The organism is Nostoc sp. (assembly GCF_036917095.1).
Lineage (GTDB): Bacteria > Cyanobacteriota > Cyanobacteriia > Cyanobacteriales > Nostocaceae > Nostoc.
The window spans coordinates 657,145-672,897 of sequence record NZ_JBALFH010000044.1 but is presented as its reverse complement, the minus strand read 5'-3'; the positions used below and the strand labels follow the sequence as shown (position 1 = coordinate 672,897).

Below are 15,753 nucleotides of genomic sequence, written 5' to 3'. Positions count from 1 at the left end.
GTTATGAGTTGAAATATTTAACTCTTAACTCCTAACTCCTAACTCTATTATTGGGTAGGCTGTTGTTCAGGGGCAGATGATGAGTTTTCTCGTTGCTGTAGAGCTGCTTGAATACGGGGTAATTCTAGGAATTTTTTCGTATCAGACAGTAGGCGATCGCCCCAGAGATTTTCTTTGAGAAAATCCAAACTAGCATAGCGCTGATCGATGCGGAGTGCGGCTTCTCCCAAATTTAATCCTTGTTGGCGATCGCCTTTAGTATACAGTGCCACTGCCAAAGCCAATAAAGGTTCTGCGGCTTGCTTATCAAGAGTTACAGCAGATTGCCATCGCTTAATTGCTTCGGGGATATTACCCTGTTCGTAATTGATTAAGCCAATGTTGTTGAGTGCTGGCCAGAATTTTTTATCTTGGGAGACGGCTTTATCGTACTGTGCGATCGCATCTGGCAATTTACCCAGCAGATAGTAAGCATTACCCAAATCAAATAACCCTTCTGGATCGTTGGGTTTTAATTTCAAACCGTCTTGGTAATTGACAACAGCTGCTTGGTAATTTTTCTGCTGAAAATTAGCTGAACCTAAAGCAAACAAAATATCACCATTTTTGGGGTTGATAGATTGCGCTTTTTTCAGGCTAGCGATCGCCCCGTCAAACTCTTTGCTTTGCAGTTGCAATCCACCTAAGAGCAACCACACTTTATCATTCTTAGGAGCCAGTTGACTAGCTAGCCGCGCTCGTGGCAAAGCTAATTCAACCTGTTGAAACTGAGCCAGTTGAGCCGCCTCTTGTGCCAGACTCAACCCCTGCTTCTCTAACTTTGCCCCATCTAGTTGCAGTGTATGGGGTATTAATGCCTGCGCGTTAGCGGCTTTCGGCATACTCCACAAACTACAGACCATTAGAAAAGAAATCAAACGAACATGTTTAGGCACAATACCGCCTTTAAGCCACTAATCAAAGAATCTTTCAGCTAGCTTAAACGATCTCTGCTGTTGACGGCAGCAAAATCTTAGGTCATTAGTTCTTGACATCCCCATAATAAAAGCAATATATTAATAAGTAATCACTTACTTATTTATGGCTCGTACACCCAGAATCACCAATCAGCAAATCTTAGAAGCAGCTCGTCAAGTTTTCCTCCAACAAGGATTTGGTGCTTCAACCTTAGAAATTGCTCAACAGGCTGGTATTTCTGAAGCTTCTATTTTTAAGCGATTCTCAACGAAAGAAGAATTATTTTTTGCAGCGATGGGAATTCCAGAAAAACCCCTCTGGGTGAGCGGATTGGAATCTCTTAGTGGCAAAGGCAATCTCAAAGAAAACCTGATCGAGGTGTGTCTCCAGATTTTGGAATTCCATCGTCAGGTGCTGCCTCGGTTGATGATGCTGCGATCGCGAGGCAATGCGCTCCCAGAACTTGGAGGTAAAGAACCAAGACCCATGCAAGATGTCAAAGTACTGACTGCTTTCCTAGAGCGTGAGATCGAGCAAGATCGGCTTCGCCCTTGCGATCCCCAGACAGTGGCTCATATCTTACTAGGATCGCTGATGAACTACATTTTCTTAGAGCAGATATCGTCTCAACTAAGTATACCAACTGCCGAATTACCATTACATTCTGGGGATCGTGTCACAGAAGTATCACCATTTGTCCAGAGCCTTGTAGATATTGTCTGGCAAGGAATTGCACCAAGTCAGGATTAAATAGGGAGTGGGGATGAGGGAGCAGGGGAGCAGGGGAGCAGGGGGGAAATTACAGCAAGTCTTTCTCCTCTGCCCCCCATCCCCTCTGCCCCTCTGCCTCTTTCCCATGCCCAATGCCCCATTCCCTATTAAAAAAACTTATGACTTTGGTCATACATCAGTCTGGAATTACTAGTGACTTTGGTCATACATCAGTCTAGGCGTTTTGAGCAATAATTATTATGTATGAATTTATACGAAGAGGTAAATATTAAACACCTTGATGCCAAAACAAAAACAACTGTCTAAAGATTGCTGTATTCAAACTCAGCAAAATATAACTTTAAATACAAATAAGGAGTCAATTGGATGTTGAAAGCAAACCGGATATCGATAGTCTTAGCTGCTGCTGCCCTAATCGTTGTCCCCACTCTCTTGACTGCGCCTGCAAGTGCCCAGACGAAAGTCTACGTTGTTGGCGATCGCGCTCAAAATTGGGATCGCGACGGCAGACGCAACGATAGAGAAGACAGAAATGGAGACAGAGGTAATTGGAACCGCGACGGCAGATCCTATCCTGTAGAAGTCAGAAACCCTAGAGATCGGGATAATTGGGATCGCGACGGGAGACGCAACGATAGAGAAGTCAGAAACCCTAGAGATCGGGATAATTGGAACCGTGACAACCAATTCAATAACAGAGTAGTCAGACTTGGTAATGGTGACATCAGATATCCCAATGGGGAAATTATTCCTGCTAGATCCGTAGCCAGACTGCGTAATCAAGGCTACTTCAGACTTCCCAACGGGGATATTCTTCTTCCTAATCAGGAAATTGTTCCTGCTGGAAGATTAGTGAGAGTGCGTGATGATTACTTCAGACTTCCTAGTGGATTAGTACTGCAAATAAACCTTTAAAACACTAAAAACTCAAAATCATTGTTGGTATAGGGCTACCAGGCTATATTAGCCGTGAATAACTAGCTCGGTAGCCGTTCTTTTTAAACGAAGTTATATGAAAATTGATACACCAAATACCGTAGATTCATCAGTTTTAGTTCCAGAGGTAAAGAAAAAAAAGGTAAAACGTAATTGGCTCTCTTGGCTAATTGCGCTTTGCCTTTTGGGTGGAATTGGCTATGCCGTTTATTACCAAGTAACGGTTGCTCCGCGTCAAGAAGCCAGACGTAGGGTGCTGACACAGCCTGTAGAAAGGCAGAGTTTAACAATCACAGTTTCAGCGAATGGAACGGTGAAACCTGAGCGGTCAATTAACCTCAGCCCGAAAAATTCCGGCATCCTGAAAAGCCTGTTGGCGAAAGAAGGAGATATCGTCAAACAAGGACAGATTGTCGCTTACATGGATGATTCCAACCTGCGGGGGCAACTCACCTCTGCTCAAGGACAATTGGCACAAGCCGAGGCAAATCTGCAAAAGGCGATCGCAGGTAATCGCCCTCAAGATATTGCTCAAGCACAAGGAGTATTAGACGAAGCCGAGGCGAATCTACAAAAGGTACAAACAGGCAATCGCTCTCAAGATATTGGCCAAGCACAGGCACGCTTGCAAAGCGCTCAAGCCGCCCTTCGCCAAGCAGAAGATGATTTTGTTCGCAATCAGCAGCTTTATAATGCAGGCGGTATTTCCCTTCAGACTCTTAACCAAAACCGTTCCAATCGTGACAGCGCCCGAGCTAATGTAAATGAAGCACAGCAAGCACTGGCTCTGCAAAAAGCTGGGTCACGTCCAGAAGACATTGAGCAAGCACGAGCTGTGGTGAAGCAGAGACAGCAAGCTTTGGCACTTGTGAAAGCCGGAACGCGCCAAGAAGATATTGACGCAGCCCGCGCCCAGGTAACATCAGCTCGCGGTTCGCTGCAAAACATCCAAGCCGAAATCAATGACACGATTATTCGCGCACCTTTTGATGGTGTGGTGACAAAGAAGTTTGCCGATCCCGGTGCTTTCGTGACACCTACAACTGCCAGTAGTGAAGTCGCTTCTTCTTCTTCTTCTTCAATCTTGTCTTTAGCTTCCACAAATGAAGTTGTCGCCAATTTAGCGGAAACAAATATTTCTAAAATTAGCCTTGGTCAAAAAGTCTCGATTAAAGCAGATGCCTACCCAGGAAAGACCTTTGAAGGTAAAGTCAGCCAAATTGCTGCCCAAGCAATAGTAGAGCAAAACGTCACCAGTTTTGAAGTGAGAGTATCACTTTCAGACCCTCAAAGGCTACTGCGGTCTGGGATGAATGCGGAAGTAGATTTTCAAGTCGGTCAAGTTCAAAATGTTTTAGTAGTGCCAACGGCCTCGGTGGTGCGCCAAGAAAATGCCACAGGTGTGTTTGTGGCAGGAAAGAATAACAGACCTGTGTTTACTCCCATTGAGACTGGAGTTACTGCGAATAATTTTACTGAAGTTAAGTCTGGATTGACAGGAAACGAAAGGGTATTGCTCAGTTTCCCACCAGGATCGCGTCCCCAATCAACACCAAGAGGAGGAGTTTTTCCTGGTCTAGGTGGTGGTGGAGCCGGTGGCGGTGGAGGTCGTTCAGGCGGTGGGGGCGGTGGTCGTTCAGGCGGTGGTTCCCCTTAAAGTGAGTTTTAAATCAATACGGTTTAGTTAAAAAGAGGCAAGGGAGCAGGGGGGATGGAACTGAAAGGAGAGCAAAAAGGCTCAACTGTCGAGTATAAAAGGCTCAATTTTTTAACGAACCGCCAAGGACGCCAAGGACGCAAAGGAAGAGAAGAAAGAAATGCTTAACTGAATTGTATTGAGTTTTAAATAAAATATTATGTTTAAGATATTTAAGGGCTTTTACAAACCTAAGAATACCCGCACAGTGCCGTTGCTAGAAATCTTGACAATGGCGGCAGAGACTCTGTGGAGTAATAAATTACGCACAGGTCTAACTATGTTGGGCGTGATTATTGGGATTTCCTCAGTCATTGCCATTACTTCTGTCGGTCAGGGAGTGCAAAAGGGGGTTGAGCAACAGATACAAGCATTGGGTACAGATGTCATCCAAATTTTAGCGGGTGCTGCAAGAAGCGGAAATGTCCGTCAGGGGGTAGGTTCTAGCAGCACGTTGACTTGGGAAGATGCAAAGGCGATCGCTAAAGAAGCCCCATCAGCACAGATGGTTTCTGCTTATCTTCAACGCAGCGCTCAAGTTGTATATGCAGGACAGAACACCTCAACAACCATTTATGGCACAGATTTGAACTACCCAGAAGTCAGAAATACTCACCCCCAGCAAGGGAGATATTTTACTCAAGAAGAATTAGATACTACTGCACAGGTAGCTATTCTTGGCCCTACAGTTCAAAAAACCCTCTTTGGACAGGGTGTAAATCCTATCGGCGAGAGAATTCGGATTCAGGGAGAGGCTTATGAAGTAATTGGGGTGATGGAACCTAAAGGTTCTCAGGGGCCGATGGATCGAGACGATCAGGTTTTCATTCCTCTAACTACTATGTCGAAAAGACTGGTTGGAAACAATGCCCTGGTAGGCGTTTCTGTAAATGGAATTTTAGTTAAAGGCGCTAATCAGGAGCAGTTAGAAGCCGCTCAGTTTCAAGTCACCAATCTTTTACGGCTGCGTCACAACATCTATCCGCCGCAAGCTGATGATTTTCGACTCACCAATCAAGCTGATATTGTTAGTACTTTCACTAGTATTGTGGGTTTATTTACAGTAATGGTGGTAGCGATCGCTGGAATTTCGTTAGTGGTTGGTGGAATTGGTATTGCTAACATTATGCTAGTTTCTGTGGTCGAGCGGACGCGGGAAATTGGGATTCGCAAAGCCGTAGGAGCAACTAATTCAGCCATTCTCAATCAATTTTTAGCTGAAGCGATCGTGATTTCCATTGTTGGTGGATGTATTGGGATGGCAACTGGCGTTTTATTAGCCTTTATAGCTGCAAGCACTTTCAAATTTCCCTTTGTAATTTCTTTATTGTCGATTATTGCTGGCTTTGGACTCTCATTGAGCGTTGGCTTAGTGGCTGGCGTAATTCCAGCACGGAATGCATCTAAATTAGATCCAATTACTGCTTTAAGAAGCGACTAAATAATTCGTAATTCGTAATTCGTAATTCTTATGCCAACGATGATTTGGATGGAATCTATTACTAAAACTTACCACTTGGGAGAAGTTAGTGTTCCAATACTCAAGGGAATTGAACTCTCTATTGAGGAGGGGGAATATGTCTCAATTATGGGTGCGTCAGGTTCGGGTAAATCCACGCTCATGAATATTTTGGGATGTCTGGATCGTCCGACAACTGGAGACTATATTTTTGAAGGCAGAAACCTGACGACTTTTGATGATGATGAATTAGCCTATATTCGTAACCAAAGGATAGGTTTTGTTTTCCAACAATTTAACCTATTGGCACGGGCGACAGCGCTGGAAAATGTTATGTTACCAATGGTTTACGCTAACTTGCCTAAGCCAAAACGCCGTGAAAGGGCATTAGAAGCTTTGGTAAAGGTGGGACTAGAGGGACGCATAGCTAACCGTCCGAGTCAACTATCAGGGGGACAACAACAACGGGTAGCGATCGCTCGCGCTTTGGTCAACCGACCTGCATTAGTTTTGGCAGATGAGCCAACAGGAGCTTTAGATACTGAAACTTCCTATGAGGTGATGAGTTTGCTGACAGAACTTAATAACCAAGGGATCACAATTGTGATTGTCACTCATGAACCAGATATCGCTGCTCAAACCCAAAGGATTATTCGAGTTCAGGATGGTTTGATTGTAGGTTAATTTGTTAGTATCAATCCTTTGGGGGTAAATTTAAAATTTAAATCTCCGTAGATAATCAGGATGAAAAGTTTTAATTGTATCCTCAAAAAAACCAATTAATGACTACATCTGTTTATGAATTTCAGCTTATTCTTCGTGCATTTTACCTGGATTACCGTAGCGCTAGCATTAGGCATCCCTATTCTTTTTCCAAATGCAGCAAGTGCAGCAACTCCCCTAAAACCGCAGAATTCCTCAAGCTCAGTACAGGTTCCTGATTACCTCAACCCTAGTCCTAATCCTCTGCAATTTCCTACCAAACCGGAGGAAGTAAGGATTCAGAGAACTGTGCCAATCACTTTGGCACAAGCTTTGGAACTAGCAAAACGCAACAATCGAGACTTACAGGTAGCTATATTACAGTTAGAACGCAGTCGCTCGGCGCTACGCGAGTCTCAAGCTGCTTTGTTTCCTACTCTTGATATTAATAGTAGTCTGACTAATAGCGGTAATGGTTTTACTAACAATTCATCTCAAGGCAGGACCTCTTTCAATGGTTCAGTACAACTGAATTACGACCTTTCTACTTCTGGGAACCGACTAGCGGCTATCCGAGCAGCTGAAGAACAATTACGTGTGGATCAATTTAATGTTGAAAGTCAGTCTCTTACAATTGGTTTGAATGCCACGACTCAATACTATGATTTGCAACAAGCCGATGAACAAGTAAGAATTAATCGGTCTGCTGTGGAAAATGCCCAGGCTAGTTTGCGGGATACTCTAGCAAGAGAACAGGCTGGAGTAGGTACACGGTTCGATGTGCTACAAGCTCAGGTGAATTTAGCAAACGCCCAACAAGATTTGACTAATGCGATCTCACAGCAGCAAATTGCCCGTCGTCAGCTTGCCACTCTGTTAAGTTTGTCGCAGTCAGTTGATATCAGGGCAGCAGATCCCGTACAACTAGCAGGACTTTGGCAGCCAACACTGGAAGCAACTATTGTCCAAGCGTTTCAAAATCGTCCAGAATTGCAACAGCAATTAGCACAACGTAATATTTACGAGCAACAGCGACGACAGGCACTTTCACAGCTAGGCCCGCAAATTAGTTTGGTAGGCAACTACAATGTGCAAGATCGGTATAACGATGGTGTCCCTCTTAATGATAGGTATTCAGTCGGACTTAATGGAAATCTCACTTTGTTTGATGCCGGAGCTGCAAGAGCAAGGGCGGCTCAGTCGAGAGCTGATATTGGGATCGCAGAGTCTCAATTTGGTAGCCAGCGCGACTTAATTCGCTTTGATGTAGAACAGTACTATTCTCAATTGCAATCGAATTTAAATAATGTGGAAACTTCTAGTGTGGCTTTAAATCAAGCCAGAGAAGCTGTGAATTTAGCAAGGCTGAGGTTCCAAGCTGGTGTGGGCACTCAAACAGAGGTGATTGATGCTGAAAATGACTTGACAAGAGCAGAAGGTAATCGAGTCGCAGCTATTTTGGATTACAATCGCGCTCTAGCTAATTTGCAAAGATCGGTTACTTCCAGAGGTTCGCGCTAAGTTCAGCCCCTTTGGGGAATTAAAAATTAAAAATTAAATACGCCACGGATAAATCCGCGTGTAAAGTCGTGGCGAGTTGAAAGTTGAAATTTAAACATTTAAAATGGCCAGATAATGTTATTCCAATTTTCCAGCCACCGAACAGTCCTGAGCTTAATTTTATTGAACGATTATGGGAACACATCAAGTACAAACTGTCTTGGCAATATTGGACAAATTTAGATGAATTAAAACAGGTTCAAGGGTTCCATCTCAGCAGAAGTAATCGCTTCTATTTGTGAATAGTATATATTCTCACCTCGTTGTTAAGTTCGATTTCATAGAGAATTGGTATTAGGCACGGCCAAAATGCCGGAGTTTCGATTGAGGAAATGCATTCTACCTGTTATGCCTTCTTACCTGCTACTGGTTCAGCTATATTTTCCATATCGACCAGATTCCACTTTAAACCTTTGCTCCTATATATACGCTTCTGCAAATTTGGATAGTCACCGATATCATGGTCTAGCCTTTGACCAACTACTATACATTTGAATATAGAATTGCCCGTGTTTTTTAGCTTGTGCGGCTTACCACCAGCGCGATATCCAATAAAATCTCCTGCTTTAACTGGATAAATGCTTTCTCCAATTGTTGCCTCAGCTTCTCCCTCAAGAACGTATACGCACTCTTCTTCGTGATAGTGCATATGAAGCTCCGTTGATTCGCGTCCAGGCTCTACTTCAATGATGTGGAAACCGATATTTTTTAAACCTGTCAAATCTCCTAAAGACTTATTCAGTCTGCGAGCATTGGAGTTGAGAAAATGTGTTTTTTCTAGTCCTTCATAAGACTCAATCTCTTCTTTGGTGACTAAATACTTTTCCATTTCTTGATACCAAGGTGCTAAGAAAATTTGATGGCGAACAAGCAAAGGGCCTAAAGATGAATTAAGACGGAAGTTAAAATAGGTTCAAGGGTTCCATCTCAGCAGAAGCGATGCCTACGGCGGTAAACTACGCTCCTATTTGTGGATGGGATTATATCATCACCTCGTTATTAAGTGCAACTTCAAAAAGAATTGGTATCAGTCGTAATCTAAGCTTTAGCTGAGAACCACTATGGCGTAGTAATTACCGCTACTGGGCAATGAGCTTTACTCAGAATTGCATCCACTCTGTGACCGAAGAAAACGCGACCCGTAACCATTCGGATACTACTCCCTAGAATAATTAGGTCAACTTCCTTGGTTTGGGCAAACTTGAGGATTTCCCTTTCTGGGCTGGTTCCTTGAAGAATATAGGTTTGGACATCAGCACCTAGATTGCGGCCAATTTCTGCTTGTTGTTCGAGCAGATCGTGGGCAATTTCTTTGACTGGAGCTAGCGATCGCTGTTCGTAAAGAATATACTCAACCTGTGGCAAATTAATCACGTTCACGATCGTAACTAATGCCCCTGTCTGAGCAGCGATCGTACTTGCTATCTCTACAGCATTTTTGCTATATTCTGTCCCTACTGTTGGCACCAAAATCTTTGTTAGCTTTTGTTGAGCGATTTTGGATGTCTCGCCTTTGGTTTGGGGTCGGTGCGACTTCACCACCATCGTTGCACAAGGCGCTTCTTGTACTACCCTATCTACAAGCAAATTAAATAATGCTTTCTGGCGGCTGATCTTTTCAGAAGCTCCCAGTACGATCAAGTCATAGTTTTTGTTCGCTTCATTCAGAATTACCTCCGCTTTATTCCGCCCAGACTCCGTTTTTGTTTGCAGGGTGGTATCAGCAGGTAGCTGCATTTCCTCAACAACAGAGGCCAGAGCTTGCTCTGCGGCAGTGTCTTTTACCTCGGTTGCCGTTCGACGCGCTTTTTTTTGGGGCTGCTTGTCACTCAGGGCATATAGAGATGTGACTTCTATGGAGTTTTGGTGAGCCATGTAACCAACTAGTTGCGCCGCGAGTTGGATGTTGGGGCCGCCGCTAGTGGGTATTAAAATACGGTGGATCTGCTTGATAAAGCTGCGGCTATCCTGTTCTTCTTGTTCCAAACGTCGAGCTTCTTCTTCACCCATAACTACTTTTGATAAAGTCCAGCGCAGCAGGGGTGGAGCCATTAGGGAAGTGACGATCGCCACCATCACAATAATTGAGTACATCTGGGGATTCAGCACTCCCAAAGATAAACCAATCGTGGCAACGACAATTTCCATTGCCCCGCGAGCATTCATCCCGGAACCCATTGCCAAACCTTCCCAATGGCTCAAACCACCGACGCGAGAACCAAGGTAAGCACCTGTAAATTTGCCAACACAGGCAACAGCGAGAACAATCAAGCCAAATATCAACGTTTGAGGAACTAACAGAGCGAGCAAATTAACTTTCAAGCCCGCTGAAGCAAAGAAAATTGGCGCTAGAAAGGCTGCTGTGAAGACTTCTAACATGTGTCCAGCTTCATTGCTAAAGCGGCGGGATTGACCTGCTAGAATCCCCATTACAAAAGCACCTAATGCCGCTTCTAGACCTAATCCGTGGGTAAGTGCTGCTGCCGAGAGCGCAAGAATCAGCACAACCGACATACTAGCGGCAATGCCACCAACGTAGTCATCAACCCAGCGCAAAATCTGGTCTACGATGGTACGCCCAATTGTGAAGGCGATCGCTAAAAACAATATAGCCGCACTCACGGAATGGAAAACTGTCCCAAGGTCAAATTTGCCGCTACTAGCTAAACCTGAAACCACAGAAAGTAAAATCCAGCCGATGGTGTCGTCAGTCATGCCGGCAGCTAAGGTAACTTGACCAATATCACGGCGAATCAGGTTTAAGTCCATCAGCACCTTAGCAATCACTGGAACTGCGGAAATACTCATTGCTGTGGCGATAAACAGACTGAATACTAGTCGCTTTTCTGGATCGGCTAAAAAACTATCTGGCAATAGCCAGCCCAATCCAAATCCGGTGATAAAAGGGATAATAATTCCACCCAGTGAAATCAGCAGAGCCGTTTTACCCTTACGAAGAATCAGCTTTAGATCCGTCTCCAACCCAGTCACAATCAGCAAAAATAACACGCCTAACCAAGAAATCACCGAAAGTAAATTAGACTGTTCTTGACTTTTGGGGAAGATATGCGCCTGCAAGTCTGGAAGGAGCAAACCAAATAGAGAAGGGCCAAGCAGCACACCTGCCAATAATTCCCCAACAACAGGCGGTAGGTTAATCCGGCGCATCAACTCACCTAATCCCCGCGCTACCAGAAGCAATACTGACAGTTGCACCAGCACCAACAGCAGCTCATGATGACCGAGAGGTTTAATTAAACCGTCACCTGCTACTTTCTGTGCAGCGAGTACAGGCACTAACATTAGGGACAGGTTTTGCATATGAGCGTTCACAGGTTGGATTACAAATTTTAAAAGGGGCTGTTCAAGTAAATCCTGAACATGTTTACTTCCACATCGGCCTAGGAGATTAAACTGTGGTTGTCATTATTAACCGGAAGATGATCGTGTGCGATCGCCCCAAGGTGTCAGTTCAGCAGCAAAGCTCATCAACTTATTTTCGAGCGCGAACAAAAAACTTTGTAGTGTCTATCCAAATACCTCGATCGGTTGCTAGTTTCTCAATTTCTGCTTTGTACTCAACTTGCAATTGATTTAATTGTTCTTGTGATAATTTTGACAACAGTGGATTATTTTTCAAGTTTATCTTAATTACTGTTTCAGATAATTTGTTATCACTAAGAGGCCGATAACGTCCTGATGGCTCAATTTTAATTTCGATATCTCTAAAACCTGCCTGATTGAGCAAATTTAGGCATTTTTCTGGAGTCCCCAGTGGTTCAAGGATATGCGGTAGCGATACACCTAAAACTCTAGCGCAGATACTTTGATGAAGAGATGCCATAATAGCAGTTTCCGGAGGACAGGTAAATGCCACATACCCTCCGGGTTTCAAGAAGCGATACCACTTTTGCAAAGTAGCAAGGATATCAGGAAAAAGTACAATGGCTTCACAGCAAAAGACAACATCAAAACTACTATCAGTAAAGTTGAAATATTCTGCATCCGCCTCAATCAACTCGATATTTTGTAATCTTGCTGCTGCAATTTTAAGTCTTGCTTGATGCAACATTTCAGGAGTCATATCAATCCCAATCACGTAGCCCTCTGAACCAACTTTTTCAGCTGCGGGTATCGCAACTAAACCTGTTCCCGTCGCCACATCAAGGATTTTCTGTCCCGAATGTAGTGGAACAAATTCAAGTAGAGTCTTGGCTTCTAGAGGATGGCGAGTACCTTCTTCATGGTCATAAGTCGTTCTACTACCATAAAATTCTCTTAGTTGCTGCTTATAATTATCTAGATCGGTCATAACCAAATGTTAAATTTTCTCCACTTTATAGTAACTCTTGTTGCGATATTGAGTTGCTTGCTGCTGAATCCAACCCTGACAGCACAAGCCGTAACTTCATCTAGCACTGTTTACGAACAACGAATAATCCACAGCCCAGATGGTATCGGTAAATACTATATGGGGCGCGAAATTGCCAAAGTTATGGGATACACTGGCGCTGGCTGGCTAGAACGTCCAAGTCGAGAGGGAGAGGAACAGCCAAGTAAGATAGTCAGCCTTCTCAACTTGAAACCTAATGATGTGGTGGCGGATATTGGCGCTGGTACAGGTTACTTGAGCTTTCACATCGCGCCGTTATTAACAGCAGGTAAGGTGTTGGCTGTAGATGTTCAACCAGAAATGTTAGAAATCATTGATTTATTCAAAAAAGAGAAAAATATCACCAATGTTGAGCCTGTTTTAGCAACCTTTACTGACCCAAACTTACCACCTGAAAGTATCGATTTGGCTTTGATGGTAGATGCCTACCATGAACTTGAGTATCCTCAAGAAGTGATGCAAGGGATTGTGAAAGCACTTAAACCAGGTGGTAGGGTAGTGCTGGTTGAGTACCGAGGTGAAAATCCCTTTATTCTGATAAAAGGTCTGCACAAAATGACTCAAAAGCAAGTTCGCAAAGAAATGCAAGCTGTTGGTTTGGTTTGGCGTGAAACCAAAAACTTGTTACCTAAACAGCATTTAATTGTGTTTGAGAAACCCAACACTAATTCGTAATTCGTAATTCAGGTTTCAAGCCACAATAAAGTAAGACTCCTTGCCAGAGCGGAAAATCATGGTCAACCTATCACTCAAGCAGCGAATTCCTCCTTTAGAGAATGGCGATCGCCTCACTCGATACGAATTTGAGCGACGCTATCAAGCAATGCCCCATTATCAAAAGGCAGAATTAATTGAAGGAGTTGTATACTTGGCATCCCCATTACGCTTTGAAAGTCATGCTGAACCACATGGTCATCTAATAGGTTGTCTCGGAGTTTATGAAGCATCAACTCCTAGTGTGAAATTGGGAATTAAGCCAACAGTCCGCTTAGATCGAGACAATGAACCGCAACCAGATGGAGTGCTATTAATCACACCAACAGCTAAAGGACAATCTCGTTTGAGTGATGATGATTATATAGAAGGTGCGCCAGAACTTGTAATAGAGATAGCAGCTAGCAGTGTTGCTATTGATTTACATGACAAGAAAAAAGTTTACGGTCGGAATGGGGTCAAAGAATATATTGTTTGGCAAATATTTGAAAACAAATTAGATTGGTTTGGTCTGCAACAAGGAGAATATGTTTCCTTAGAAGTAGATGCAGATGGAATTATCAAAAGTCAAATATTTCCTGGCTTGTGGCTGTCAATGCCAGATTTACTTGCTGGCAATATGCAGCAAGTATTGGCTGTATTGCAGTTGGGATTAAATTCGCCAGAACATCAAATATTTGTGCAGCAGTAATTATTTAGTTACAGCAATTTTTTTTACATCAGTCTATTTTTTGGGAATGACACTGGCGGTTTTGGTTCCATTATCCCAAACAATCCAATTAATAGAATCATCTAAATCATCGGGGCTATTTGAAACTTTAAAATATAGCTTTTCTGCGCCTTTAGTTTCAATGGCAAAGTCGGCATTTTGAGCATAAACGACTATAAAACCTTTGTATCGCAAACAATACATCGCCCAAGCTTTCAATGATTGCTTATATGGTTCGTGTGGAATTGGCGGATTTGTGATTGTGTCTTCAATTAGTTTAAATATTTGCGTGATTTTCTCGCTCATAGTAGATACTTTTGTTATTACCCTTAAGTTAACTAGCTTCTGGATCGCAACGAATTTCAATCATAAAGCCATCTGGATCGTAAAAATATACTCCTCTACCAGTAGGACGAGTGACTGGGCCATGAGCGATCGCTATTTTATTTTCCCCGATCGCTGTCACCGCTTGGTCAAATAACTGCGGATCGATATCAAAGGCTAGATGGTAGGCTCTGGTGAAAGTCTTTTCTGGGTCTGGATTTGGTGGTGATAATTCTGGTTCCCCAAATAAATCCAGAATCGTACCATCTGGGGTGATGAAGTTGGCTACTTTCCCAGATGCGACAAGTTCCACTAGGGTTGCGGGTACTTCGTCGCCTGTAAGTTCATGCAAACCCAGGATGGTGCCATAAAAGTAGCGGGAAGCTTGCATATCCCGGACGTTGAGGGCAATGTGATGCACTTTACGCAGACTGCCCGGAGCAAGGACACTGTTCGCGGATTGAGTACTAGATAGCATAATAAAACAAATTTTACCTACAGAGATAGAAGCTTGACTTCTTTCTTAAAGTTTATTATTCATAATAAACACTTAGCATGGCTTTTGATTATTCTTTAGACTTTAAAAATATCGACTTTCGCCTACACCCTGAATTGTATCGTGTTGGCAAGGGCGAGCAGGGTGTACTTTTGGTAGAACCATACAAATCAGAAATTCTTCCCTACTGGCGGTTTAAAACTCCTGAGATTGCTAGAGAGTCGAGTGAAAAAATCTACGAGATTTTTCTTGATTATTTAGATAAAGATGATTTTGTCGGCGCGGATATGGCACGGAAGTTTATCCAAATGGGTTATACTCGCTCTCGCCGTTATGCTAATCATAAAAGCGGCAGGAAATATAAACAAAATTCGGAAGCTTCAGGTTCCCAAAAAGAAATTCTTCCCTATGAAGTAGACCCAGTTAAAGCGGAATCAGCAGCAATATTTAAAGCCAAGTGGATAGAAGCAAAGACAAATGAGAAATATCAAGAGCTTTTAGCCAAGCATAAACAGATGTATGAAGTAAACTAGCTGTCTGTCAAGTTTAAAATTATTTTTGGATAATCTTCATATTGTTCTCTTATGAAATTACGAATGTACGAAATAGCTGATACCGAAGAAATTATGAAATTGTTTTACGACACTGTTCATGAGGTGAATATTCACGATTACACAGATGAACAAGTAGATGCTTGGGCACCAGCAAATATGGATATTGAGGTTTGGATTAAAGGTTTAGGAAGTAAGTTTACTTATGTAGCAGAGGAGCAGGGCAAAATTATTGGTTTTGGGGAATTAGAGGCTAATGGTCATATTGACCGTTTTTACTGTCATAAAAATTTTCAAAGAAAAGGGATTGGTAAGAAAATATTAGAACAGCTTGAATCAAAAGCAAAGGCTTTAGGGATTGAAAAGTTATTTACAGAAGCCAGTATTACAGCTAAACCTTTTTTTGAAAGTCAGAATTTTATTGTTGTGAAACAGCAAGAGGTAGAACGTAGAGGGCAAAAGCTGATAAATTTTGTTATGGAAAAATCAATTTAATAATTACTAAATTAGTTTCGGAGGATTAA

16 protein-coding genes are annotated in these 15,753 nt (G+C 42.9%); 10 read left to right on the top strand and 6 right to left on the bottom strand.

Translation table 11 applies throughout. The features are described from left to right. Positions 1-47: 47 nt before the first annotated feature. Positions 48-935 (bottom strand): tetratricopeptide repeat protein, encoded by an 888-nt coding sequence (locus tag V7L01_RS27410; RefSeq protein WP_335040435.1) that lies wholly within the window; start codon positions 933-935, stop codon positions 48-50. 145 nt (positions 936-1,080) lie between these two features. Between V7L01_RS27410 and V7L01_RS27405 the strand changes: the two genes are divergently transcribed. The 6 genes from V7L01_RS27405 (at position 1,081) to V7L01_RS27380 (ending at position 8,003) form a co-directional block, all read left to right on the top strand. Further along, the gene (locus V7L01_RS27405; protein ID WP_335040433.1) at positions 1,081-1,707 is read left to right on the top strand and encodes a TetR/AcrR family transcriptional regulator; all 627 of its coding nucleotides are present in this window, start codon (positions 1,081-1,083) and stop codon (positions 1,705-1,707) included. A 348-nt stretch (positions 1,708-2,055) separates the two neighbouring features. Then, positions 2,056-2,604 carry a hypothetical protein gene (locus V7L01_RS27400; RefSeq protein ID WP_335040431.1) on the top strand — a complete coding sequence of 183 codons (549 nt, stop codon included), beginning with the start codon at positions 2,056-2,058 and terminating at the stop codon, positions 2,602-2,604. A gap of 97 nt (positions 2,605-2,701) precedes the next feature. Beyond that, a complete protein-coding gene (locus tag V7L01_RS27395; protein ID WP_335040429.1) occupies positions 2,702-4,282 on the top strand; it encodes an efflux RND transporter periplasmic adaptor subunit in 1,581 nt (526 codons plus the stop codon). Positions 4,283-4,481: 199 nt separating this feature from the next. After that, the gene (locus tag V7L01_RS27390) at positions 4,482-5,762 is read left to right on the top strand and encodes an ABC transporter permease (protein WP_442937027.1); all 1,281 of its coding nucleotides are present in this window, start codon (positions 4,482-4,484) and stop codon (positions 5,760-5,762) included. Between the two features lie 30 nt (positions 5,763-5,792). Beyond that, complete coding sequence (locus tag V7L01_RS27385; RefSeq protein ID WP_335040427.1) at positions 5,793-6,464, top strand: ABC transporter ATP-binding protein; 672 nt, start codon at positions 5,793-5,795, stop codon at positions 6,462-6,464. 114 nt (positions 6,465-6,578) lie between these two features. Next, a complete protein-coding gene (locus V7L01_RS27380; RefSeq protein WP_335040424.1) occupies positions 6,579-8,003 on the top strand; it encodes a TolC family protein in 1,425 nt (474 codons plus the stop codon). A gap of 385 nt (positions 8,004-8,388) precedes the next feature. Here V7L01_RS27380 and V7L01_RS27375 read toward each other — a convergent pair whose 3' ends face one another. The 3 genes from V7L01_RS27375 to V7L01_RS27365 all read right to left on the bottom strand — a co-directional run bounded on the left by V7L01_RS27375 (position 8,389) and on the right by V7L01_RS27365 (position 12,354). Continuing rightward, entirely contained in the window at positions 8,389-8,916 is a 528-nt protein-coding gene (locus V7L01_RS27375) for a cupin domain-containing protein (RefSeq protein ID WP_335040422.1), read from the bottom strand. 185 nt (positions 8,917-9,101) lie between these two features. After that, complete coding sequence (locus V7L01_RS27370) at positions 9,102-11,375, bottom strand: cation:proton antiporter domain-containing protein (protein WP_335040420.1); 2,274 nt, start codon at positions 11,373-11,375, stop codon at positions 9,102-9,104. 160 nt (positions 11,376-11,535) lie between these two features. After that, entirely contained in the window at positions 11,536-12,354 is an 819-nt protein-coding gene (locus V7L01_RS27365; RefSeq protein WP_335040418.1) for a class I SAM-dependent methyltransferase, read from the bottom strand. A gap of 6 nt (positions 12,355-12,360) precedes the next feature. On the opposite strand from V7L01_RS27365, the gene V7L01_RS27360 reads away from it, so the two are divergent. Both V7L01_RS27360 and V7L01_RS27355 read left to right on the top strand, forming a co-directional pair. Further along, positions 12,361-13,110 carry a class I SAM-dependent methyltransferase gene (locus tag V7L01_RS27360; RefSeq protein ID WP_335040415.1) on the top strand — a complete coding sequence of 250 codons (750 nt, stop codon included), beginning with the start codon at positions 12,361-12,363 and terminating at the stop codon, positions 13,108-13,110. Between the two features lie 58 nt (positions 13,111-13,168). Next, positions 13,169-13,840 carry a Uma2 family endonuclease gene (locus V7L01_RS27355; RefSeq protein WP_335040413.1) on the top strand — a complete coding sequence of 224 codons (672 nt, stop codon included), beginning with the start codon at positions 13,169-13,171 and terminating at the stop codon, positions 13,838-13,840. 33 nt (positions 13,841-13,873) lie between these two features. On the opposite strand, the gene V7L01_RS27350 is transcribed toward V7L01_RS27355, so the two are convergent. Both V7L01_RS27350 and V7L01_RS27345 read right to left on the bottom strand, forming a co-directional pair. Continuing rightward, a complete protein-coding gene (locus V7L01_RS27350; protein WP_335040411.1) occupies positions 13,874-14,164 on the bottom strand; it encodes a hypothetical protein in 291 nt (96 codons plus the stop codon). 28 nt (positions 14,165-14,192) lie between these two features. After that, a complete protein-coding gene (locus V7L01_RS27345; protein ID WP_335040409.1) occupies positions 14,193-14,660 on the bottom strand; it encodes a VOC family protein in 468 nt (155 codons plus the stop codon). Between the two features lie 77 nt (positions 14,661-14,737). Between V7L01_RS27345 and V7L01_RS27340 the strand changes: the two genes are divergently transcribed. Together V7L01_RS27340 and V7L01_RS27335 are read left to right on the top strand one after the other, a co-directional pair. Then, on the top strand, positions 14,738-15,211 hold the full coding sequence (locus tag V7L01_RS27340) for a DUF4385 domain-containing protein (RefSeq protein ID WP_335040407.1): 474 nt from the start codon (positions 14,738-14,740) through the stop codon (positions 15,209-15,211). Positions 15,212-15,262: 51 nt separating this feature from the next. Then, positions 15,263-15,724: a GNAT family N-acetyltransferase gene (locus V7L01_RS27335; RefSeq protein ID WP_335040405.1), complete on the top strand. Its 462-nt coding sequence runs from the start codon at positions 15,263-15,265 to the stop codon at positions 15,722-15,724. Positions 15,725-15,753 lie beyond the last annotated feature (29 nt).

Coding starts and splice junctions, on each gene's coding strand:
- V7L01_RS27405 (WP_335040433.1), top strand. CDS start 1,081: ATGGCTCGTACACCCAGAATCACCAATCAGCAAATCTTAGAAGCAGCT.
- V7L01_RS27400 (WP_335040431.1), top strand. CDS start 2,056: ATGTTGAAAGCAAACCGGATATCGATAGTCTTAGCTGCTGCTGCCCTA.
- V7L01_RS27395 (WP_335040429.1), top strand. CDS start 2,702: ATGAAAATTGATACACCAAATACCGTAGATTCATCAGTTTTAGTTCCA.
- V7L01_RS27390 (WP_442937027.1), top strand. CDS start 4,482: ATGTTTAAGATATTTAAGGGCTTTTACAAACCTAAGAATACCCGCACA.
- V7L01_RS27385 (WP_335040427.1), top strand. CDS start 5,793: ATGCCAACGATGATTTGGATGGAATCTATTACTAAAACTTACCACTTG.
- V7L01_RS27380 (WP_335040424.1), top strand. CDS start 6,579: ATGAATTTCAGCTTATTCTTCGTGCATTTTACCTGGATTACCGTAGCG.
- V7L01_RS27365 (WP_335040418.1), bottom strand. CDS start 12,354: ATGACCGATCTAGATAATTATAAGCAGCAACTAAGAGAATTTTATGGT.
- V7L01_RS27360 (WP_335040415.1), top strand. CDS start 12,361: ATGTTAAATTTTCTCCACTTTATAGTAACTCTTGTTGCGATATTGAGT.
- V7L01_RS27355 (WP_335040413.1), top strand. CDS start 13,169: ATGGTCAACCTATCACTCAAGCAGCGAATTCCTCCTTTAGAGAATGGC.
- V7L01_RS27350 (WP_335040411.1), bottom strand. CDS start 14,164: ATGAGCGAGAAAATCACGCAAATATTTAAACTAATTGAAGACACAATC.
- V7L01_RS27345 (WP_335040409.1), bottom strand. CDS start 14,660: ATGCTATCTAGTACTCAATCCGCGAACAGTGTCCTTGCTCCGGGCAGT.
- V7L01_RS27340 (WP_335040407.1), top strand. CDS start 14,738: ATGGCTTTTGATTATTCTTTAGACTTTAAAAATATCGACTTTCGCCTA.
- V7L01_RS27335 (WP_335040405.1), top strand. CDS start 15,263: ATGAAATTACGAATGTACGAAATAGCTGATACCGAAGAAATTATGAAA.